The 20,695-nt window shown below is 63.8% G+C and carries 17 protein-coding genes and 1 other RNA gene; 14 read left to right on the forward strand and 4 right to left on the reverse strand.

What is annotated here, in order from left to right; translation table 11 throughout:
• Nucleotides 1-4: 4 nt before the first annotated feature.
• The 3 genes from P9217_RS17885 to P9217_RS17895 all read right to left on the reverse strand — a co-directional run bounded on the left by P9217_RS17885 (nt 5) and on the right by P9217_RS17895 (nt 5,621).
• Nucleotides 5-670 carry a class I SAM-dependent methyltransferase gene (locus tag P9217_RS17885; protein ID WP_278087862.1) on the reverse strand — a complete coding sequence of 222 codons (666 nt, stop codon included), beginning with the start codon at nt 668-670 and terminating at the stop codon, nt 5-7.
• Nucleotides 667-1,914, reverse strand: coding sequence for a DUF3419 family protein (locus tag P9217_RS17890; RefSeq protein WP_278087861.1), 1,248 nt, complete (start codon nt 1,912-1,914; stop codon nt 667-669). Before P9217_RS17890 ends, P9217_RS17885 begins: the two co-directional genes overlap by 4 nt.
• 83 nt (nt 1,915-1,997) lie before the next feature.
• Complete coding sequence (locus tag P9217_RS17895; protein ID WP_278087860.1) at nt 1,998-5,621, reverse strand: hydantoinase B/oxoprolinase family protein; 3,624 nt, start codon at nt 5,619-5,621, stop codon at nt 1,998-2,000.
• 173 nt (nt 5,622-5,794) lie between these two features.
• On the opposite strand from P9217_RS17895, the gene P9217_RS17900 reads away from it, so the two are divergent.
• The 5 genes from P9217_RS17900 to rnpB all read left to right on the forward strand — a co-directional run bounded on the left by P9217_RS17900 (nt 5,795) and on the right by rnpB (nt 8,964).
• Complete coding sequence (locus tag P9217_RS17900; protein WP_082954075.1) at nt 5,795-5,995, forward strand: hypothetical protein; 201 nt, start codon at nt 5,795-5,797, stop codon at nt 5,993-5,995.
• A gap of 134 nt (nt 5,996-6,129) precedes the next feature.
• Nucleotides 6,130-6,849, forward strand: a complete 720-nt coding sequence (locus tag P9217_RS17905; protein ID WP_127324987.1) for a DnaJ family molecular chaperone — start codon at nt 6,130-6,132, stop codon at nt 6,847-6,849.
• Nucleotides 6,846-7,613: an N-acetylmuramoyl-L-alanine amidase gene (locus P9217_RS17910; RefSeq protein WP_095779053.1), complete on the forward strand. Its 768-nt coding sequence runs from the start codon at nt 6,846-6,848 to the stop codon at nt 7,611-7,613. The genes P9217_RS17905 and P9217_RS17910 overlap by 4 nt, the downstream gene beginning before the upstream one ends.
• 185 nt (nt 7,614-7,798) lie before the next feature.
• Nucleotides 7,799-8,506, forward strand: coding sequence for a transglycosylase SLT domain-containing protein (locus P9217_RS17915; protein ID WP_278087859.1), 708 nt, complete (start codon nt 7,799-7,801; stop codon nt 8,504-8,506).
• A gap of 58 nt (nt 8,507-8,564) precedes the next feature.
• Nucleotides 8,565-8,964: RNase P RNA component class A (gene rnpB / locus P9217_RS17920), an RNA gene on the forward strand.
• Nucleotides 8,965-8,988: 24 nt separating this feature from the next.
• Here the strand turns inward: rnpB and P9217_RS17925 are convergent.
• Entirely contained in the window at nt 8,989-10,104 is a 1,116-nt protein-coding gene (locus tag P9217_RS17925; RefSeq protein ID WP_278087858.1) for a cystathionine gamma-lyase, read from the reverse strand.
• Between the two features lie 394 nt (nt 10,105-10,498).
• Here P9217_RS17925 and mraZ point away from each other — a divergent pair, with 394 nt between their 5' ends.
• Genes mraZ through ftsW form a run of 9 tightly spaced genes read left to right on the forward strand, consistent with a single transcriptional unit; the run spans nt 10,499 to nt 20,694 of the window.
• Entirely contained in the window at nt 10,499-10,957 is a 459-nt protein-coding gene (gene mraZ / locus P9217_RS17930) for a division/cell wall cluster transcriptional repressor MraZ (RefSeq protein ID WP_095783823.1), read from the forward strand.
• Entirely contained in the window at nt 10,954-11,970 is a 1,017-nt protein-coding gene (gene rsmH / locus P9217_RS17935; protein WP_066990720.1) for a 16S rRNA (cytosine(1402)-N(4))-methyltransferase RsmH, read from the forward strand. Before mraZ ends, rsmH begins: the two co-directional genes overlap by 4 nt.
• A gap of 4 nt (nt 11,971-11,974) precedes the next feature.
• A complete protein-coding gene (locus tag P9217_RS17940) occupies nt 11,975-12,370 on the forward strand; it encodes a hypothetical protein (protein ID WP_066990723.1) in 396 nt (131 codons plus the stop codon).
• On the forward strand, nt 12,367-14,091 hold the full coding sequence (locus P9217_RS17945) for a penicillin-binding protein 2 (RefSeq protein ID WP_278087857.1): 1,725 nt from the start codon (nt 12,367-12,369) through the stop codon (nt 14,089-14,091). Before P9217_RS17940 ends, P9217_RS17945 begins: the two co-directional genes overlap by 4 nt.
• Nucleotides 14,092-14,145: 54 nt before the next feature.
• A complete protein-coding gene (locus tag P9217_RS17950) occupies nt 14,146-15,600 on the forward strand; it encodes a UDP-N-acetylmuramoyl-L-alanyl-D-glutamate--2,6-diaminopimelate ligase (protein ID WP_095824925.1) in 1,455 nt (484 codons plus the stop codon).
• Entirely contained in the window at nt 15,597-17,030 is a 1,434-nt protein-coding gene (locus P9217_RS17955; RefSeq protein WP_278087856.1) for a UDP-N-acetylmuramoylalanyl-D-glutamyl-2,6-diaminopimelate--D-alanyl-D-alanine ligase, read from the forward strand. The genes P9217_RS17950 and P9217_RS17955 overlap by 4 nt, the downstream gene beginning before the upstream one ends.
• A 20-nt stretch (nt 17,031-17,050) precedes the next feature.
• Nucleotides 17,051-18,133: a phospho-N-acetylmuramoyl-pentapeptide-transferase gene (mraY, locus tag P9217_RS17960; protein ID WP_095802416.1), complete on the forward strand. Its 1,083-nt coding sequence runs from the start codon at nt 17,051-17,053 to the stop codon at nt 18,131-18,133.
• 9 nt (nt 18,134-18,142) lie between these two features.
• Nucleotides 18,143-19,543 (forward strand): UDP-N-acetylmuramoyl-L-alanine--D-glutamate ligase, encoded by a 1,401-nt coding sequence (gene murD / locus P9217_RS17965; RefSeq protein WP_278087855.1) that lies wholly within the window; start codon nt 18,143-18,145, stop codon nt 19,541-19,543.
• On the forward strand, nt 19,543-20,694 hold the full coding sequence (gene ftsW / locus P9217_RS17970) for a putative lipid II flippase FtsW (RefSeq protein WP_067329044.1): 1,152 nt from the start codon (nt 19,543-19,545) through the stop codon (nt 20,692-20,694). The genes murD and ftsW overlap by 1 nt, the downstream gene beginning before the upstream one ends.
• Nucleotide 20,695 lies beyond the last annotated feature (1 nt).

Consider the following 20,695-nt stretch of genomic DNA (forward strand, 5'->3'; position numbering starts at 1 on the left):
CTCTCTACATTCGAGCTCCGATGACGCCGAGCCAGGCATAGCCGCGATAAAGCGTTCTGAAACGGAAGGTTGCGCCGGTCCGTTTCGACTCCGAGTCAAGGACGTCGCGCAGCGAGGCGCGCGGCGTGACATGGAATTTCCGCAGCCAGCCGCGCAGCAAGGCCCGGAACCAGTTTGGCAGACCTTCCTGCTGGCCGAAATCGACGACATGCAGCGAGCCGCCGGGTGCGAGCGCGGCAAGCGCGGCCGACACGGTCTTCTCCCAGCCGGGGATCATCGACAACGAATAGGATATGAAGACACGGTCGAAGCGCTCGATGCCGAAGAGCGCCGCCGGATCGAAATCCGTGGCGTCGCCGCGCGCCAGTTCGACCCTGTCGGAGAGACCTTCGCGAGCGATAGCCGCGTTTGCCGTCTCCAGCATCTCGGCCGAGATATCCAAACCGAAGAAGCGGGCGTCTGGATAGCGCCGGGCGGCAAGAACGATGTTGCGGCCGGTACCGCAGCCGAGCTCGAGCACGGTGCCGCCTTGCGGCACGTCGAGCCCCGCTATCAGCCGGTCGCGGCCGAGCAGGTAGTATTTGCGGCTAATGTCGTAGATATGGCGCTGCCAGCGATAGACGCCATCCATCAGATCGGCATGGCGGACCGGCAGCTCCGTCGTGCTCATGCGGCGCGCTTCACATAGAGATGGAAGCCGCCATAGATCGCCGAGCGATCCCTGGCCGAGAATTCGCGCGAGGCCTCGGCTTCGTAGCGCCACTGGTCGAGCAGGGAACTGGAGACGCGGCCCGGCAGCAGGCTGGGCTCGGCCGCGGTGCGGAAGATCACGCGCGCGCCAACCGAGGCCGTGCGGGTGATCTCGGTCCACAGATCGTTGAGCAGGTCGTCGGTCATCCAGTCCTGGGCATCGAGCAGGACGAAGCGATCGACCGAGCCCGCATCCTTGCCGGCGAGGAATTTGATCAAGTTGGCATGATGGATGGCGACGCGTTCGGTGTTGGCGCGGATCGTCCTGTAGTTGCGCTGTTCCAAATAGGCGGGCAGGGCTGCCTCGCCGGGCTGCGGATAGCGGCGGGCAAAGGCCTGCCAGGCGAAATAGTTGTTCTTCAGCGGGAAATCGCAGGCGAGCTTCTCCAGCCGCGCCTTCAAGACGCTCGCCATCGAACCGTCGCCGGACGTGATCAGCGAGTCGTACTGTGCCGGCGGGATACCCAGACCGAAAAGCGAGGCCTTGCGCGATGTCGCCCAGCGTAGCAGCTTTTTGTCGAAGACCGGCGCCAGCTCCTCGTTAAAGAAACGGCGCTGCTCGCCGATGTTCTCGGCCTTCATGATGCCGGCCGGATCGACACCGAACAGTTTTGCCACACGATGGCCCATGGCGATGAAGAGGCCAAGCAGGCCGGTCTGGTAGAAGTTGCGGTCGAAAACCGCGATGCGGCGGCGGCCGCGCCAGTTCCTGCGCTCCCAGTAGTGACGGCTGACCGGGTCGAGATGCGGCGCGATGAAGCGGTCGTAAGCTTCCGAGTTGTGGCTGGTGTCGGCTGCGCCGAAGAAACGGAACAGATCGCCCTGCGAGGGCAGATGGCGCACCGCCTCCAGCTTCATGCGGTTCAACGCGATGTGCGCGGCGTTGAGGTCGACGGCGTCGATCCGGGCCGGCGAACGGGTGAGGTAAGCCAGAATGTTGCAGCCGCCCGATGCGATTGTGACGACGCGGTGGCCGGCGCCAAGCTGCATGGCGTCTATGTCGACCTCCGGGTCTTCCCAGATCTGGGGATAGACGAGGCCGGAAAACAGGAAGGCGAAAAGCCGCTCGGAAATGCCGTCCTTCGACAGGGCGCGGTTCTGGTAGACGGCTTTTCCAACCTCCTTGCCGCGTCGAAAAACGAGTTCTCCCGATACATCCGACATGGCAAGCTGATTTCCCGTTTGCATTGCGCAAGCGGGTAGCGCAGCGTTGTGACAGGCGGGTGACAGGCTGCTGACGCTGAGTCTTAGGCATTGCCGAATCCGCCGGGCGTCGGCGTGACGACGATGACGGCCTCGCCGGCGTCGAGCGTGGTCTGGTCGCAGGCCTTCAGCACCTCGATCGAGCCGTCGTTGCGTCTGACCTTGGTCGAGCCGGCCTCGCCGTCGCCGCCGCCGTTCAGACCCTGCGGCGGGCGGTTGCGGTGTGAGGAGAGGATGGCGCATTCCATTTTTTCGAGGAAGCGGATCGTGCGTTTGGTGCCGTTGCCGGCGTTCCATTTGCCCTTGCCGCCGGAACCGTCGCGGATGTGGAAGTCTTCCAGCACGACCGGGAAGCGCAGTTCCAGCACTTCGGGATCGGTAAGTCGCGAATTGGTCATATGCGTGTGGACGCCGGAGGTGCCGGCAAAGCCGCGGCCCGAATTCATTTGGCCGGCCGGCGAGCCGGAGCAGATCGTCTCATAATATTGGTATTGCCGGTTGCCGAAGGTGAGATTGTTCATTGTGCCTTGCGCGTTGGCCATCGCGCCCATGGCGCCGAACAGCGCGTTGGTGACATGCTGCGAGGTCTCGACATTGCCGGCGACGACGGCGGCAGGGTAGGAGGGTTTGAGCATGCAACCGTCGGGGATGACGATGTTGATCGGCCTGAGACATCCGGCGTTCATCGGGATCATGTCCTCGACCATGACGCGGAAGACATAGAGCACAGCGGCTCGCGCCACCGGCTCCGGCGCATTGAAATTGTTCTTCATGACCTTCGAGGTGCCGGTGAAATCGACCGTCGCGTCGCGCCTTTGCCGATCGACGGTGATCTTCACTTTGATCACCTGGCCGGTGTCGGTGGCATACTCGTAGTCGGAACTGTCGGGCAGCCTTTCCAGCACGCGGCGCACGCTCTCGGCGGCATTGTCCTGAACATGGCCCATATAGGCCTCGACGACAGCGAGGCCAAAATGCGCGACCATCTTGCGCAACTCCGCCACGCCCTTTTCGTTGGCGGCGATCTGCGCCTTGAGGTCGGCGATGTTCTGGGCGGGATTGCGGGCAGGATAGGGATGGTCGGTGAGGAGCGCCTCGAGCTCCTCCTCGCGGAAGCGGCCGCGATCGACGATGCGGAAATTGTCGAACAGCACGCCTTCCTCGTCGACGGTTGTGGCCAAAGGCGTCATCGAGCCCGGCGCGGTGCCGCCGACATCGGCATGGTGGCCGCGCGAGGCCGCCCAGAACAGGATTTCCGTGCGCGCGTCGTCGAACACCGGCGTCACCACGGTGATGTCGGGCAGATGCGTGCCGCCATTGTAGGGCGCGTTGAGAGCAAAAACGTCGCCGGGATGGATATCGCCCGAATTCAGGCGGATGACGGTTTCGACCGAGCGGTCCATGGACCCGAGATGCACCGGCATGTGCGGCGCGTTGGCGACCAGCGCGCCATGGCGGTCGAACACGGCGCAGGAAAAATCGAGCCGCTCCTTGATGTTGACGGAATAGGCGGTGTTCTGCAGCGTGACGCCCATCTGCTCGGCGATCGACATGAAAAGGTTGTTGAAGACCTCGAGCATCACCGGATCGGCTTTGGTGCCGAGCGCCGCCTGTCGGGCCTTTTTCTCTATACGCCGCAGCAGCACATGGTTCCTGGCCGTGATCTCGGCCTGCCAGCCCGGCTCGACGACGATGGTCTGGTTCGGCTCGATGACGAGCGCGGGGCCGGCCACCTTGTGACCAGGCTTCAAATCCTCGCGACGGAAGATGCCGGCATCGCGCCAGGCGCCGTCGGCGAAGAATTGCCGGGACTGCCAGGGGCTTCCCACCTGGTCTTCGAGCCCTGATTCACTTTCGTCGCGGCTGGCGGTCCCGACATCGCTGCCTTCGACGCCGACTGCCTCGACGATCATCGGCTTGTCTTCGTAGACGAAGCCGAATTGCGCTTGATGGGCGGCCTCGAAATCGCTCCTGGCGCGAAAAATCGAGCCGTGCTCGAAGTTGACCGGCAAAGTTGTGTCGGTGCCGTCATAACGGATCTGCAGGACCGGCTTTGAGGCGATGGCGTCTTGCGCAATGCCTTGCACTGCAAGGTCGGCGATGACGCCCTGGTGCAAGGTCGCAATCAGGTCCTCGATCGAGGAGCGGGACTCTTCGGTGAGCGGCTTCAGCAACGCCTGCTGGCGCGAGGCGAAAACCGTCGACAGCCCGATGCCGTAAGCCGAAAGCAAGCCGGAGAAGGGGTGGATAAGCACCGCTTCCATGCCGAGCGCATCGGCGACGAGGCAGGCATGCTGGCCGCCGGCGCCACCGAAACAGTTCAGGAGATATTCAGTGACATCGTAACCGCGCTGCACCGAAATCTTCTTGATGGCGTTGGCCATGTTCTCGACGGCGATGGTGACGAAACCCTCGGCCACCGCTTCGGGCGAGCGTCCATCGCCGATCTCGGCGGCTAAAGCCGCGAATTTTTCGCGCACGGCGGCGACGTCGAGCGGCTGGTCTTGACCGGGGCCGAAGATCGCCGGGAAGACATCGGGCTGCAGCTTGCCGAGCATGACATTGGCGTCGGTGACGGCGAGCGGGCCGCCGCGTCGGTAAGCGGCCGGGCCGGGATTGGCGCCGGCGGAGTCCGGGCCGACGCGGAAGCGACCGGCCTCGTAGTGCAGGATCGAGCCACCGCCGGCCGCGACGGTATGAATACGCATCATCGGCGCGCGGATGCGAACGCCGGCGACTTCAGTGTCGAAGGCGCGCTCGTATTCGCCGTCATAATGGGCGACGTCGGTCGAGGTGCCGCCCATGTCGAAGCCGACGACCTTGTCGAAGCCGGCGAGCTTCGCCGTCTCGACCATGCCGACGACGCCGCCGGCTGGGCCGGAAAGCAGCGCATCCTTGCCTTGGAACATGTCGGCGGCGGTCAACCCGCCCGATGACATCATGAACATCAGCCGCGGGCCGGCGCCCAATTCTCCCGCCACCCTTTCGACGTAGCGTGACAGGATCGGCGACAGATAGGCGTCGACCACCGTGGTGTCGCCACGACCGACCAGCTTGATGAGCGGCGAGACCTCGTGGCTGACCGATATCTGGCTGAAGCCGATCTTGCGGCAGACTTTCGCGACTGCCTTTTCATGGTCGGGATATTTCCAGGCGTGCATCAAGACGATGGCGACCGCGTCGATGCCGTCGGCCTTGGCCTGCTCGATGGCCGGGCGGCAGGCGGCGATGTCGAGCAGGCGCTCGACGGACCCGTCCACGCGCACGCGCTCGTCGATCTCTACCACCCGCTCATAGAGCTGTTCGGGCAGGATGATCTCCTTGGCGAAAATATCCGGCCGCGCCTGATAGGCGATGCGCAGCGCGTCGCGAAAACCCCTGGTGATGAGCAACAGCACGCGGTCGCCCTTGCGCTCCAGCAGCGCGTTGGTAGCGACAGTGGTGCCCATTTTTATGTCGCCGATGCGCTCCGCGGGGATGGCGGCGCCGGTTTTCAGTCCAAGCAGTTCGCGGATGCCCTGGATAGCGGCATCGGCATAGGCCTCAGGGTTCTCCGACAAAAGCTTCCGGGGATGCAGTCGGCCTTGCGGATCGCGGCCGATGATGTCGGTGAAGGTCCCGCCCCGGTCGATCCAGAAATCCCATTTGTTGGCTGCGGCGTCCTGCATGCTGCTTATCCGTTATCTGCGACAACCCGTTCTGTTAGTTCGCCGTTTTGGCCCCGGCAACCATGCGCCTGGTGTTACACATGGAAACGCAACGTTACGAAACCCAGGTCTGATTTCTGCATTTCTTCTGCGACGTTCACCGAAACGTGAGCGTTTGCTGAAGGAGAGATACCATGAAGAAGCTTATTCTGGCGTCTGTTTCGGCGCTCGCCCTGCTGGGGGTCGCGGCTTGCAGCGACAGCAGCACCGACAACACCACCACGCAGAGCACCAACCCGCCGGCCAACGAACAGCCAATGAAGCCGGCCACCCCTGACCCTTCGAAGCCTGCTGAACCGGCTCCGGCAACACCTCCTGCTGCGCCCGCGCAGTAGAAGTTCATCCACTGAAATCAGGAAGGCCGGCCCCTGTGCCGGCCTTCCTTTTTGGCGGGACTGTTCTCAAAGTCGTTCGACCTGCGGCATCGTCCCGGCTTGATAGCGGTGCCCGGTTCGCACTAAGAAGCCGCATGTCGATTTGGGACCGCCTCGGCGACTTCATCGCTCGTGTTTCGTCGTCGGCGTCCTCGGGCGTCGGCGATGTCGTCGAGGCCGTGCGGACCGTGTACTCGGGCGACCCGGATCTACGCCGGCGCGTGGCCTTCTCGGTGGCGATGATCGCGCTTTCGGCCAAGATGGCGAAGGCCGACGGCATCGTCACCCAGGACGAGGTGAGGGCCTTCCAGGAAATCTTTGAGGTGCCGCCGAGCGAAACGCGCAATGTGGCGCGCCTCTATGACCTCGCCAAGCGCGATGTTGCCGGATTTGAAATCTACGCCCAGCGCATGTCGCAGCTTTGCGGTTCCGGTCATGCGAATTGCAAGATGCTGGAAGACATACTCGACGGGCTGTTCCACATCGCCAAGGCGGATGGCCTGGTTCACGAGAGGGAAGGGCAATTCCTGCATCGCATCGCCGAGATTTTTCAGATCGATGAGGCGCATTACCAGGCGATCCTGGCGCGCCACGTCAATCTGGGCGCCGCCGATCCCTATGTGGTTCTCGGCGTCGAACGCGGGAAGCCATTCGAGGAGGTCAGGAAGCGTTATCGCAAGCTGATCTCCGACAACCATCCCGACCGGCTGATCGCGCGCGGCCTGCCGCAGGAATTCATCAAGATCGCCACGACAAGGGTCGCTGCGATCAATGCCGCCTATGAGATGATCGAACGGGGCCTCAGGCACGTATGAGCGGTTTCTTGCCCGACCAGCCGGGTGCCGAGGTCAGGCTATCGCCGAATTTCGGTCCGCGACGCGAGACGCTCAGGCCCGACATGATCGTGCTGCACTATACCGGCATGCCGACGGGGCCCGGGGCCGAGGCCTGGCTGTGCGATCCGGCAAGCGAGGTATCCTCGCACTATCTTGTGCATGAGGACGGCCGCATCGTGCAAATGGTGCGCGAAAGCGACCGCGCCTGGCATGCCGGCAAGAGTTCATGGTTCGGGTGCACCGACATCAACTCCTGCTCTGTCGGCATCGAGATAGTCAACCCCGGGCATTCGCTGGGCTACAAAACCTTCCCGAAGCGGCAGGTCAAGGCCGTGATCGATTTATGCGCGGGGATCGCGGGCCGGCATTCCATTCCACCGCAAAGGGTGCTTGCGCATTCCGATGTGGCGCCGGGACGCAAGGTCGACCCGGGCGAGAAGTTTCCCTGGAAGGCGCTCTTTGCCGCCGGTGTCGGCCATCTGGTTCCCGCGGCTCCGATCAGGACGGGCGCGGCGCTGAGGGCGGGCGACGCAGGTGCTGACGTGGAAGCCCTGCAATCGATGCTGGCGCTTTACGGCTACAGCGCCGAGATATCGGGTGTCTTCGACCGCCAGACGGAAATCGTGGTGGCGGCGTTTCAGCGGCATTTTCGACGGCGGCTCGTCGACGGCGTGGCGGACGGTTCGACGATCAGCACGCTCCAAAGGCTGCTGGCTGCGGTAAAGGCAGCCTCTTCCAAATAGCCGGTCAAGCTGACTAAATTACAATTTGTCATACAAAGTGAATTGCCTCGCCTTTATTGGCGCCAATTCGGTCTCCAAACGCATCTCCCGCAAGTTGTCGGGCATCTATCCCTCCAAGATGCTCCGGTGTTGGATTGGCCTCGCCGCGTGAAATTCTTCGCGCGGTTCTAACAGAACAGGAATACATGCAAAGATTGACCGTTGTAGCGGCAGCCGTTGCTGCCGGAGTGATGACTTTTGCCTTCAGCCCAGCGAACAGCGCCCCCCTGAGCCTCCGGGCGGCGGACAATGGGTTTGCTGCGACCCCCTCAAAGCCCAAGGCTGCGCTAAGCGCCAAGACTTCGACGGCCAAGAGAGCTACCCCGGCGAAGGTGCAGAAAGCCGCCGCAGCGCGGTCCGCGAAATCAAGAGTCAAACGCTACGCAAAGCGCAGCAGGCAAACCATCGACCTGACCGCGACAGCTTCCATCCGTCCTGAAAAGCCCGCCTTGTCTTCGGCAACTGGCGACGGCCAATATTCGGCGATCATCGCCCGCTATGCGGCAAGCTACGGCGTACCGGTGTCGCTGGCCAAGGCCGTCATTACGATCGAGAGCAACTTCCGGCCCAACATGGTCGGCGGCGCCGGCGAGATCGGCCTGATGCAGATCAAGCCGGCGACGGCCCGGATGATGGGCTATACCGGTTCGGTCAAGGGACTGTTCGATCCCGACACCAACATCAAATACGGCATGAAGTACCTCGCCATGGCGCAGGGGCTAGGTGGCGGCACCACCTGCGGTACCATCCTCAAATACAATGCCGGCCATGGGGCGACGCGGATGAATCCGATTTCGGCCGCCTATTGCAGCAAGGTGAAGGTGCAGATGGCAGCGCTCGGTTCGCCTGTCTAAGCGGGACAGTTGCCTTTTTTGTTGCGTTTTCAGGCGCGAATCCCTTTATACGCCCTTGCCAGCTGGCCGGGCGGCCGCGCCCACAAGAGCCGAAAGGCTGCGGGTGAGGAAAGTCCGGGCTCCATGGAGACACGGTGCCGGCTAACGGCCGGCGGGGGAGACCCCAGGGAAAGTGCCACAGAAAGCAAACCGCCGCGGCATTCGCCGCGGCAAGGGTGAAAGGGTGGGGTAAGAGCCCACCGCGCGACTGGCAACAGAAGCGGCACGGCAAACCCCACCGGGAGCAAGACCGAATAGGGGCGGTGCGAAGGGAAACCTTCGAGGGCTGTTTCCGGCCCACCGCCCGGGTAGGTTGCGTGAGGCGCATGGCGACATGCGCCCAAGATGAATGGCCGCCACGTTCCCGCGCCGCAAGGCGTGGGGCCATACAGAACCCGGCTTACAGGCCAGCTGGCATTTTCCTCCACAGCGCTCCGAGCCGCTCAGCCGCCAAGCCGGTCCAAAGACGCCTCGATCGCCTGCCAGAGCTCTTCCACCGGCTCGCAGCCGACGGCCAGCCGCACGAAGCCGGGCGGCACGGCATCGCCGCGCTTCGATCGCCGCTCGGCCGATGTATGGACGCCACCAAACGAGGTCGCCGATTCAATCAGCGCGCAGTTGTTGATGAAATCCTCGGCCTTCTCTTCCGAAGCCAGTTCGAACGAGATGAGAAAGCCGAAGCGCTCCATCTGGGCACGCGCCAGATTGTGCGAGGGGTCGCCCTCAAGGCCTGGAAAGCGCAAGCCGCTCACGGCGCGATGCCCCTTGAGCCGGCGGGCGATCGTTTCCGCCGAGGAGCACATGCGATCGTACCGCACCTCAAGTGTTTCAAGGCCGCGATGCACGAGCCAGGCCTCGAACGGCCCGGGAATGCCGCCGGCGGTTTCTCGCCAGTCCCTGACCTTGGCGATAATATCCGGATCGCGGCTGGCGACATGGCCGAACAGCACATCCGAGTGACCGTTGATCGCCTTGGTGTCGGCCGAGACCACGATGTCGGCGCCAAGGTCGAGCGGGCGCTGGCCGAAGGGCGTCATCGTCGTGTTGTCAACGATGAGGAGCGCACCTTGTTCGTGGGCGGTCTTGGCGACGGCGGCGATGTCGCAGATATCCAGCCTTGGGTTCGAGGGGGTTTCGACGAAGACCAGGCGGTAGCCGGCGAAGCCGCCGTCGAGCATGCTCGATGTCGGCCTCACGTCATAGGCGATGCCGAGCGGTTTCAGGAAACGCTCCGCCAGAGCCCGCGTCGTGTGGTAGCCGTCCGAGGGCAAGAGGATGCGGTCGCCAGATTTGACCAGCGCAAAGAACGTTGCCGAAATCGCCGCCATGCCCGACGGAAAGGCGACGCACTGCGCGTCTTCGAGATGACCAAGCGCATGCTCGACCGCGTGCCATGTCGGATTGCTGAAGCGGCCGTATTGATCGAAGCCCGTCGCGTCGCCCGGCGAATGAAAGATCGAGGCCATTGTCAGCGGCAAAGGGATGGGATCGCCCTTGGCGAAATCGCCGCTGCGCAGATGGGCAAGTGTCGCGGCGCGTGACTTCGCGGTTTCGGACATTGGGCGCATTCCTTCGCTGAACTGACGTCCGAACGCTAGGCGTGGCGGCCCTTCGCGGCAAGCCGCGTCCTTTTGGGCCAGAGCCTTCTAAACGCTTCGTTAGGCTTAATGGACGATAAAGACGAGACGTGCCGCGAGCCTGCGCTTTCAGGTTGTGGCATGCGTGTTTGTGATGCCTCTTCCCGTTGACGCCCATATTGCCCCATGATATCCCATTCCCATCAAGCTTTCGTTCCGCGTCAGGGTGAAGCGTACGCCAATCGGGCAGTCGCGGCGGCTGCGCGTTTGCCGGTTTTCGCCTTGGTGAATGAAGCGATTTGTCGCGAGGCGATGCGCGGCGGCGCGGAGAAAAACATGGGCAGGGGTGCGGCGGCGACAGCGGCTGTAAGGCGTAGTGGACCGATTTCTGTCAAACGCAGTAAACAGGATCGATGCGAAGGGGCGGGTATCCGTTCCGGCGCATTTCCGTTCGGTCGTGCAGAAACGTGGCTATGCGGAACTCTATGCGCTACGCTGCCTCGACCTTCCGGCGATGGACGTCGGCGGGCTCGATCTGCTCGACCGCTACGAGCAGCGGATCGCGCTGGAAGATCCCTTCCTGCAGACGGCGGACGATATGTCCTTCTTCTGCCATGGCGACGGGACGTTCCTGAAACTCGACCAGGACGGCCGCATCACGATGACCGATTTCATCCGCGAGCACACGGGCATCTCGAACGAGGTGGCCTTTGTCGGCCGCGGCAATTTCTTCCAGATCTGGGAGCCGGGCCGGCTTGCCGCCTATGGGGCGCAGGCTCGAGCCAGGCTTTTGCAGCTTCGGCAGGGGACGAAGCCCGGGGAGCGACCGGAATGATGACTGGCCACGGCGATGATCCTCACGCCGTTGGCGGACTGGTCCGTCACATTCCGGTCCTCCTTGCCGAAGTGCTGGAGGCGCTTGAACCCAAGGCGGGCGAGACGATCGTCGACGGCACGTTCGGCGCCGGCGGCTACACCGCCGCCATCCTCGAGCGCGGCGCCTCGGTCGTGGCCATCGACCGCGATCCGGATGCGATCGCCGCGGGCAAGGCTCTGGAACAGCAGGCCGGCGGCAGGCTGAAGCTCGTTCAGGAGCCGTTCTCGACCCTGGACAAGCATGTCGAAAGCGCCGACGGCGTCGTGCTCGACATCGGCGTCTCGTCGATGCAGCTCGACCAGGCCGGGCGCGGCTTTTCCTTTCGCGCCGACGGACCGCTCGACATGCGCATGGCGCAGGCTGGCCTGAGCGCCGCCGACGTCGTGAACACCTTCAAGGCGGGCGACCTTGCCCGCATCTTCGGCTTTCTCGGCGAAGAGCGGCATGCCGGCCGCATCGCCCGCATGATCGAGGCCCGGCGCGAGAAGCGGCCCTTCGAGCGCACGCTCGATCTTGCCGACGCCATCGCCACCCATGTCGGCCGCGCGCCGAAGGACAAGATCCACCCCGCCACCCGCGTCTTTCAGGCGCTGCGCATCTTCGTCAATGACGAGCTCGGCGAGTTGGCGAGCGCGCTGTTCGCCGCCGAGCGGGTGCTGAAGCCGGGCGGCAGGCTCGCCGTCGTGACATTTCATTCGCTGGAGGATCGCATCGTCAAGCGCTTCATCGCCGATCGCGCCGATGCGGCCAGCGGATCGCGTCATATGCCGGACGCGCCGGCGCGGCTGGCGACCTTCCGCAAATCCGGCGGCGGGGTGACGCCGGGAGAGGCCGAGATCGCCGGCAATCCGCGGGCGCGCTCGGCGAGGCTGCGCGCGGCAATCCGCACCGGCGCGCCTGCGCGCGCCGGCGACTTTTCGATTTTCGGCCTTCCAAAGCTTCCCGCCGTCGAGCGGCCGGGGGAGAGGTAAGCACGTGTTTCGCACCAGCGATATAGTCCTGATCGCCGTAATGGTCTCGGCGGCGGCATTGACCTACAAGACCAAGCGCGAGGCCGAGGACCAGCTGGCGGCGGTGCAGAAGCTGCAGGCGCAGATCCGCTACGAGGAAGACACAATCGATCTTCTCAAGGCGGACTGGAGCCTGCTCACCCAGCCGGCGCGGCTGCAGAAGCTTGCCGAAATCTACAAGTCGCAGCTCGGGCTCGAGCCGCTCAACGCCCACCAAATCGGCGGGCTCGACGACGTGCCGATGAAGCCGCTCAATATCGAGGACCTGTCGTCGCAGCCGCTCGGCGGCATGGCCGACAATTCGGGCAAAGGGCCGTCGGACGGCAAGGATCCGGTGGTGACCGGGAGCACCGTGCAATGAGCAGCAGGCTTCCAGGGATCGGCAACCTGCTGAAGCGCCGAAGCAAGGCAGCTGAGGACGGCTCGATCGTCGTCGACGCCGCCCGCAAGGCAACCGGCGGCAAGGCCAAGACCCGCATCGTCATGACGATGGCGGTGTTCTTCACCATCTATTCGACGATTGCCGGCCGACTGGTCTATCTCGGCCTGCAGAATCCGGACAATTCAGGTGGTCCGCAGAGCCGCGTCACTGCATCGCGGCCGGACATCGTCGACCGCAACGGCGAGGTGCTGGCGACCGACATCAAGACGGCGTCGCTGTTCGCCGAGCCGCGCCGTATCGTCGACGCCGACGAGGCGATCGAGAAGCTCTCGACCGTGCTTCCCGAGATTGACTACGAGCAGACTTATCACAAGCTGAAGAGCGGCGCCGGCTTCGTCTGGCTGCAGCGGCAGCTGACGCCGAAGCAGCAGGCCGACATCATGGCGCTCGGCATCCCGGGTCTCGGTTTCCGCACCGAAAAGCGCCGCTTCTATCCGAGCGGCGAAACGTCATCCTACATTGTCGGGCTCACCAACATCGACAATCAGGGCATCTCCGGTATGGAGAAGTACATCGATGACCAGGGCCTGACCGATCTGCAGGCGTCAGGACTGGCGGTGGCCAGGGATCTGAAGCCGGTGAAGCTGTCGATAGACCTGCGCGTCCAGCATGTGGTGCGCGACGAGGTGGCGACCGGCATGGAACGGTTCCACGCGATCGCGGCCGGCGCGGTGGTCCTCAATATCAAGACCGGCGAAGTCCTGGCCATGGCCTCGGTGCCGGATTTTGACCCCAACAATCCCTACAATGCTCAGGAAAAGGACCGGCTGAACCGTATGTCGGCCGGGCTCTACGAGATGGGCTCGACCTTCAAGAGCTTCACCACCGGCATGGCGCTCGATTCCGGCAAGGTGACGCTGGAGAGTCGCTTCGATGCGTCGCGCCCGATCAGGATCGGCCGCCAGACCATCCATGACTTCCACAGCAAAGGCCGTGTGCTTTCGGTGCCCGAAGTGTTCATCTATTCGTCCAACATCGGCTCGGCCAAAGAAGCCGAGGCTGTCGGCATCGAAGGGCATCGCGAGTTCCTGCATCGGCTAGGCGTGCTCGAAAAGATGCAGACGGAATTGCCGGAAGTGGCGCGCCCGACCGAACCGAAAGTATGGAAGCAGGTCAATTCGATCACCATCGCCTTCGGCCATGGCGTCTCGACAACGCCCCTGCAGACTGCCGTCGGCTGCGCCGCATTGATGAGTGGCTATTTGATCGAGCCGACTTTTCTGCCGCGCACGGCCGAGCAGGCGATGGAGGTGGCCAAAAGGGTGGTCAAGGACACGACCGTGGAAGGGATGCGCTATCTCTACGCACTCAACGCCGAGAAAGGCTCGGGCAAGAGCGCCAGGGTTCCGGGTTACCGCGTCGGCGGCAAGACGGGCACGGCGGAAAAGGTCGTCAACGGCCGTTATTCGAAAGAGAAGAATTTCAACGCCTTCGTCGCCGCCTTTCCGATGGACGATCCGCAATATATCGTGCTGACCATCGCCGATGAGCCGAAGCCGGAAAAGCCCGGCATGGGCGCCACCGCCGCCTCGAATGCCGGCATCATGGCAGGCAACATCATCAGGCGTGCGGCTTCGATGCTTGGCGTGAAGCCAGATTTCAGCCATGAAAATGGTGCAACGCTGGTTTCCTATCAGTGATTCTTGGGGCGCGCCGGCAACTGCGCGCTATTTTGTTGCGGTGAACGGGACTCAATGTATCTGAAAAATCTAGCCGGTATCCTGCCTGTCGAGGGAACAGCTTCCCCCGATCTGGAGGTTACCGGTCTCTCCTCCGATTCCCGCCAGGTAAGACCGGGCGTCGTTTTTTTCGCGCTCGCCGGCAGCAAGGCTGATGGCTCGACCTATGCCGCCGATGCCGCCGGCCGCGGCGCTGCCGCAATCGTGGCGGCCAAAGGCAATACAATCTCCGGTCTGTCGATCCCGGTTCTTGCCGTCGATGATCCCCGTCTGGCATTGGCGCTGAGCGCGGCGCGCTTCTTCGGCAAGCAGCCTCGGACGATGGTCGCCGTAACCGGGACCAGCGGCAAGACATCGGTTGCCGCGTTCACCCGCCAGATCTGGGAGCAGGCAGGTTTTGCCGCCGCTTCGATCGGCACGACCGGCGTGGTGGCGCCGGGCCGCAACGAATATGGCTCATTGACTACGCCCGATCCGGTCGCGCTGCACGAGTTGCTCAAGGAACTGGCGGAGGCAGGGGTAACGCACGCCTCGATGGAGGCTTCCAGCCATGGTCTCGACCAGCGTCGGCTCGACGGCGTCAAACTGGCCGCCGGCGGCTTTACCAATCTCGGCCGCGACCACATGGATTACCATCCGACGGTCGAGGATTATCATCGCGCCAAGCTGCGTCTGTTCGACACGCTGCTGCCGAAGGGGGCGCCGGCCGTGATCTTCGCCGACGATCCCTGGTCGCAGCCGACGGTTCATGCCGCGCGGGCAGCGGGCCTCAATGTTCTGACCGTCGGCCGCCACGGCGAATTCCTGACGCTGAAGCGCGTCGAGCATGAGCGGCGGCGCCAGCGTGCCGAGGTGGAGGCCGATGGTGTGCTTCACGAGATCGACCTGCCGTTGGCAGGTGATTTCCAGATCGCCAACGCCCTGGTTTCGGCCGGCCTCGCCATCTCGACTGGAACATCCGTTGATAAGGCATTGGCCGCATTGGAGAAACTCAAAGGTGCGCCGGGCCGCCTCGACCTTGTGGGCACGACGGCCGCCGGCGCTCCGGTCTATGTCGACTACGCGCACAAGCCCGACGCGTTGGAAAATGTCCTGACCTCGGTTCGTCCGTTCACCACGGGCCGGGTCGTTGTCGTCTTCGGCTGCGGCGGCGACCGCGATCGCGGCAAGCGGCCGATCATGGGCGAGATCGCGACCCGGCTCGCCGATGTCGTCATCGTCACCGACGATAATCCGCGCACGGAAATCCCCGAAACCATCCGCGCGGCAATCCTTGCCGCGGCGCCCGGCGCCATCGAGATCGGCGACCGCCGCAAAGCGATCCACGAGGCCGTCGCCATGCTCCATGCCGGCGATACGCTGATCGTTGCCGGCAAGGGGCATGAGGAAGGCCAGACGATCGGCACCGAAACCTTCCACTTTTCCGATCACGAGGAAGTGCGCGAGGCGCTCCAGGAGCGCGCCGCATGAGCTTGCTGTGGACGTCGCAAGCGCTTGTCGAGGCCATGGGCGGCAGGCCGATCGGCTCGCTGCCGGAAGGCATCACCGGCATTTCGATCGACAGCCGCAGCCTCGAACCGGGCAACGCCTTCTTCGCCATCAAGGGCGAGACGATGGACGGCCACGATTTCGCGACCGCCGCAGTGAAGGCGGGCGCTGCCGTGCTGGTCGTCGCCGAGGGCAAGCTGCCGTCGCTCGGCCGGCTGACGGCGCCGATGATCGTCGTGCAGGATGTGCTTGCGGCGCTGGAAAAGCTCGGCATTGCGGCGCGCGCTCGCTCACGGGCCAAGATCATCGCGGTGACCGGCTCTGCGGGCAAGACGACCACAAAGGAAGCGCTGCGCCATGTGCTGTCGGCGGTGGGCAAGGTGCACGCCTCGGCGCAGTCGTTTAACAATCACTGGGGCGTGCCACTTACCTTGGCGCGCATGCCCGCAGACTGCGACTACGCGATCTTCGAGATCGGCATGAATCATCCGGGCGAGATAAGGCCGCTGGTCAAGATGGTGAGGCCGCATGTCGCGATCGTCACGCTGATCGCGGCCGCCCATCTCGGCTTCTTCAAGAATCTCGACGAGATCGCCATGGCCAAGGCCGAGATTTTCGAGGGCATAGAGGCCGGCGGCGCCGCGCTGCTCAATCGCGACGATCCGCGTTGGAAGCTGCTCGGGAAAGTGGCCAAGGATGCAGGTGTCGAGCATGTCTTCGGCTTCGGCGAGAGCGCCCGCTCGGCCTTTCGTCTTATTGGCTGCGACCTTTATGCCGATCACTCCGATATCGCGGTCAAGATCGGCAAGAGGGACGTGACGGCCCGTGTGGGGGCGCCCGGCCGCCACATCGTGCAGAATGTGCTGGCGGTACTTGGCGCCGCGCAACTGGTCGACGCCAATCTCGACAAGGTCGCGGCGGCGCTCGCCGATCTTTCGGCCGAGCGCGGGCGCGGCCGGCGCCACATTTTGCGCCATCCGAACGGTCCGATCACGCTGATCGACGAGAGCTACAATGCCAATCCGGCGTCGATGGCGGCAGCCATGGCGCTGCTCAACGCCACGCCGGTATCGGGCGAGGGCAGGCGCATCGCCGTGCTTGGCGACATGCTGGAACTCGGCAGCCATTCGGCGAAGCTCCACGCGGCCCTTGCCGAACTTATTGTCGGCACAGAAACGCGCAACGTCTTTCTCGGCGGCCCGGAGATGCGGGCACTGGCCGAGGTTTTGCCTTCGGATGTCGAAACCGAGTACCGGCCAGGAGCCGAAGAGCTGAAGCCCGTCGTCATGTCGGCGATCAGGCCGGGCGACGTGGTGATGGTCAAGTCGTCGAAAGGCATCGGCTTTTCAAAGCTGGTCGAGGCATTGCTCGGCAAATTTCCGGCGGAAGCCGCAACCATTGAACCGACCTGAGGTCGGGATCCGGGGGACCGATGCTCACTTTACTCGTTGATTTCGCGGACAAGATCTCGGCCTTCAATGTCTTCCGCTACATCACCTTTCGCACCGGCGGTGCGCTGATCACTTCGGCGCTGATCGTCTTCATATTCGGACCGACCATCATCAATTCGCTGCGGCTTCGCCAGGGCAAGGGCCAGCCGATCCGCGCCGACGGACCGCAGACGCATTTCAAGAAGGCCGGAACGCCGACGATGGGCGGGCTGATGATCCTGTCCGGCATCATCGGCTCCTCGCTTCTGTGGGCAAACCTCTCCAGCATCTATGTCTGGGTGGTGCTTTTGGTCACCGTCGGCTTCGGCTCGATCGGTTTCTACGACGACTATCTCAAGGTGACGAAACAGTCGCATCTGGGCTTCTCCGGCAAGGCGCGGCTGGCGATCGAATTCGTTGTCGCCGGCATCGCGGCCTGGGTGATCATGCATAACGGCCAGGCGCCGTTCTCGTCGTCGCTGACCTTCCCGTTCGCCAAGGAATTCCTGATCCATCTCGGCTGGTTCTTCGTGCCGTTCTCCTGCTTCGTGATCGTCGGCGCCGGCAATGCGGTGAACCTGACCGACGGTCTGGACGGGCTGGCGATCGTGCCGATCATGATCGCTGCGGCGTCGTTCGGCGTCATCGCCTATCTTTCCGGCAACGCGGTGTTCGCCGAGTATCTGCAGATCCATTTCGTTCCCGGCACCGGCGAACTGGCGGTCGTGCTGGGCGCCGTCATCGGCGCCGGCCTCGGCTTCCTATGGTTCAACGCACCGCCGGCCGCAATCTTCATGGGCGACACCGGCTCGCTTGCCATGGGCGGCCTGATCGGCACCATCGCTGTCGCCACCAAGCACGAGATCGTGCTGGTCATTGTAGGCGGCCTGTTCGTGGTGGAGATCCTGTCGGTCATCATCCAGGTCGGCTATTTCAAGATGACCGGCAAGCGCGTCTTTCTGATGGCACCGATCCATCACCATTTCGAAAAGCTCGGCTGGACCGAAAGCCAGGTGGTGATCCGCTTCTGGATCATCGCCGTCATCCTGGCGCTGGTCGGCCTCTCCACCCTCAAGCTCAGATAGGATGCCCGCTTGATCGCCGCCGCTTCATTTGCAGGCAAACGCGTTTCGCTCTTCGGGCTCGGCGGGTCGGGGATTGCCACCGCGCATGCGCTGATCGCCGGCGGCGCCGAGATCCTCGCCTGGGACGACAATCCGGACAGCGTCGCCAAGGCAGCAGCCGCCGGGATCGCGACCGGCGACCTGCGCGGCGCCGACTGGTCGCGCTTTGCGGCCTTCGTCCTGTCGCCCGGTGTGCCGCTCACGCATCCGAAGCCGCACTGGACGGTGGAACTGGCGCGCGGCGCCGGCGTCGAGGTGATCGGCGATATCGAGCTGTTCTGCCGCGAGCGCATCCAGCGCGCGCCGGCCGCACCCTTCGTCGCGATCACCGGCACCAACGGCAAATCGACGACCACAGCGATGACGGCGCACATCTTGAAGTCGGCCGGACGCGACACCCAGATGGGCGGCAATATCGGCCGCGCCATCATGACGCTCGATCCGCCCGAGGCCGAACGGCACTATGTGGTGGAGTGCTCTTCCTACCAGATCGATCTCGCGCCCTCGATCAATCCGACCGCCGGCATCCTGCTCAATCTGACGCCCGACCATCTCGACCGCCACGGCACCATGGCGCATTACGCCTCGATCAAGGAAAGGCTGGTCGCCGGCAGCGACACCGCGATCATCGGCGTCGACGATTCCTGGTGCGCCCAGATCGCCGACCGGCTGGAGCGGGCAGGCCGGCAAGTGATCCGCATTTCCAAGCGCCTGCCGCTGACCGACGGCTATTTCGCTGACGGCACGAATCTGATGGAAGCCGTGCACGGTCGCTACAGCCGCATCGCATTCCTGGAAGGCATCGGCTCGCTGCGCGGCCAGCATAATGCGCAGAACGCGCTCGCCGCCGTGGCCGCCTGCCTCAGGGTCGGGCTGGAACTCGGCGAGATCCAGGCGGGGCTGGAAAGCTTCCCGGGGCTGGCGCACCGCATGGAGCAGGTGGGCCGCAAGGATCATGTGCTGTTCGTCAACGATTCCAAGGCGACCAATGCCGATGCGGCGGCTCCCGCGCTGTCGAGCTTCAACCGCATCTATTGGATCGCAGGCGGCCTACCCAAGGAAGGCGGGATAGAGCCGCTGCGCGGTTTCTTCCCACGCATCGCCAGGGCCTATCTGATCGGCGAGGCCGCTCCCGCTTTCGCCGCCACGCTCGGCGAGGCGGTGCCTTACGAAATTTCCGGAACGTTGGCGGCCGCGGTCGAGCACGCCGCCCATGACGCCGCGGGCGACACCGGCGGCGAGGCCGTCGTCCTGCTTTCGCCGGCCTGCGCCAGTTTCGACCAGTTCAAGAATTTCGAGGTTCGCGGCGAAGCCTTCAGGCAAGCTGCGACTGCTATTGATGGGGTGAAACCCATCGGAGGGCCACGTTGATGCAAAGCCGTCTCGACAAAAGTCCGGTCGCAACCTGGTGGTGGACGATCGATCGCTGGTTCCTGGCGGCATTCCTGTCGCTGATGGGGCTCGGCATCGTCTTGTCCTTCGCCGCAAGCCCGGCGGTCGCCGAGCGCATCGGTCTCGACAGCTTCCACTTCGCCACAAGACAGATCATCTTCACCATCCCGGCGCTCGTCGTGATGCTCGCGGTTTCCTTCCTGGAAGCGCGACAAATAAGGCGCATGTCGCTGGCGATGATCTGCATCATGCTGGTGCTGATGGTGGCGGTTCTCTATATCGGCGTCGAGGTGAAGGGCGCGCGGCGCTGGGTATCGCTCGCCGGGCTCTCGATCCAGCCGTCCGAGTTCCTGAAGCCGGCCTTTGTCATCATTTGCGCCTGGCTGTTTGCCGAGCACAAGCGCCAGCCAGACATTCCCGGCAATCTGTTCGCCATGCTGCTGCTGGCCTTGGTGATCTCGCTGCTGATCGCGCAGCCGGATCTCGGCCAGACCATGCTGGTGCTGGGCACCTGGGGCGTGATGTTCTTCATGGCCGGCCTGCCGTGGTTCTGGATCGTCGCGCTGGGGGCTGCCGGCGTCGGCGGCGTGTTCGCGGCCTATACAGTGTTTCCGCATGTGGCCGCCCGCATTGACAAGTTCCTCACCGGCGAAGGCGACACTTTCCAGGTCGACATGGGCCGCGAGGCGCTGATCAATGGCGGCTGGTTCGGCGTCGGCCCAGGCGAGGGCACGGTGAAGCGGGTCATCCCCGACAGCCACGCCGACTTCGTGTTTTCGGTCGCGGGCGAGGAGTTCGGGCTGATCATGTGCTTCTTCATCATGTCGATTTTCGCTTTCATCGTGCTGCGCGGATTGAGCATCGCGCTCAAGGAGCATGACGACTTCACCCGTTACGCCGTCGGCGGGCTCGTCACCATTTTCGGCTTGCAGTCGGCCATCAACATGTGCGTGAACCTACAGTTGATGCCGGCCAAGGGCATGACGCTGCCCTTCATTTCCTACGGCGGCTCCTCGCAGATCGCGATTGCCGTCTCGATGGGCATGGTGCTGGCGCTGACGCGCAGGCATCCCGAAAAGCGCAAGCAGATTGGCTACGCCTTCTCGCAGCGCGCCATGCCGGCGGAATGAG

Origin of the sequence: Mesorhizobium sp. WSM4989 (genome assembly GCF_029625795.1) — a bacterium.
In the GTDB taxonomy this organism is placed as follows: Bacteria; Pseudomonadota; Alphaproteobacteria; order Rhizobiales; family Rhizobiaceae; genus Mesorhizobium.

Excerpts from the sequence above, each read along its gene's own strand:
- P9217_RS17925 (WP_278087858.1), bottom strand. The coding sequence starts at position 10,104 with ATGTCCGAAACCGCGAAGTCACGCGCCGCGACACTTGCCCATCTGCGC.
- P9217_RS17900 (WP_082954075.1), top strand. The coding sequence starts at position 5,795 with ATGAAGAAGCTTATTCTGGCGTCTGTTTCGGCGCTCGCCCTGCTGGGG.
- mraY (WP_095802416.1), top strand. The coding sequence starts at position 17,051 with ATGCTCACTTTACTCGTTGATTTCGCGGACAAGATCTCGGCCTTCAAT.
- P9217_RS17895 (WP_278087860.1), bottom strand. The coding sequence starts at position 5,621 with ATGCAGGACGCCGCAGCCAACAAATGGGATTTCTGGATCGACCGGGGC.
- P9217_RS17950 (WP_095824925.1), top strand. The coding sequence starts at position 14,146 with ATGTATCTGAAAAATCTAGCCGGTATCCTGCCTGTCGAGGGAACAGCT.
- P9217_RS17915 (WP_278087859.1), top strand. The coding sequence starts at position 7,799 with ATGCAAAGATTGACCGTTGTAGCGGCAGCCGTTGCTGCCGGAGTGATG.
- P9217_RS17910 (WP_095779053.1), top strand. The coding sequence starts at position 6,846 with ATGAGCGGTTTCTTGCCCGACCAGCCGGGTGCCGAGGTCAGGCTATCG.
- P9217_RS17905 (WP_127324987.1), top strand. The coding sequence starts at position 6,130 with ATGTCGATTTGGGACCGCCTCGGCGACTTCATCGCTCGTGTTTCGTCG.
- P9217_RS17955 (WP_278087856.1), top strand. The coding sequence starts at position 15,597 with ATGAGCTTGCTGTGGACGTCGCAAGCGCTTGTCGAGGCCATGGGCGGC.
- P9217_RS17890 (WP_278087861.1), bottom strand. The coding sequence starts at position 1,914 with ATGTCGGATGTATCGGGAGAACTCGTTTTTCGACGCGGCAAGGAGGTT.
- P9217_RS17945 (WP_278087857.1), top strand. The coding sequence starts at position 12,367 with ATGAGCAGCAGGCTTCCAGGGATCGGCAACCTGCTGAAGCGCCGAAGC.
- P9217_RS17885 (WP_278087862.1), bottom strand. The coding sequence starts at position 670 with ATGAGCACGACGGAGCTGCCGGTCCGCCATGCCGATCTGATGGATGGC.
- rsmH (WP_066990720.1), top strand. The coding sequence starts at position 10,954 with ATGATGACTGGCCACGGCGATGATCCTCACGCCGTTGGCGGACTGGTC.
- ftsW (WP_067329044.1), top strand. The coding sequence starts at position 19,543 with ATGCAAAGCCGTCTCGACAAAAGTCCGGTCGCAACCTGGTGGTGGACG.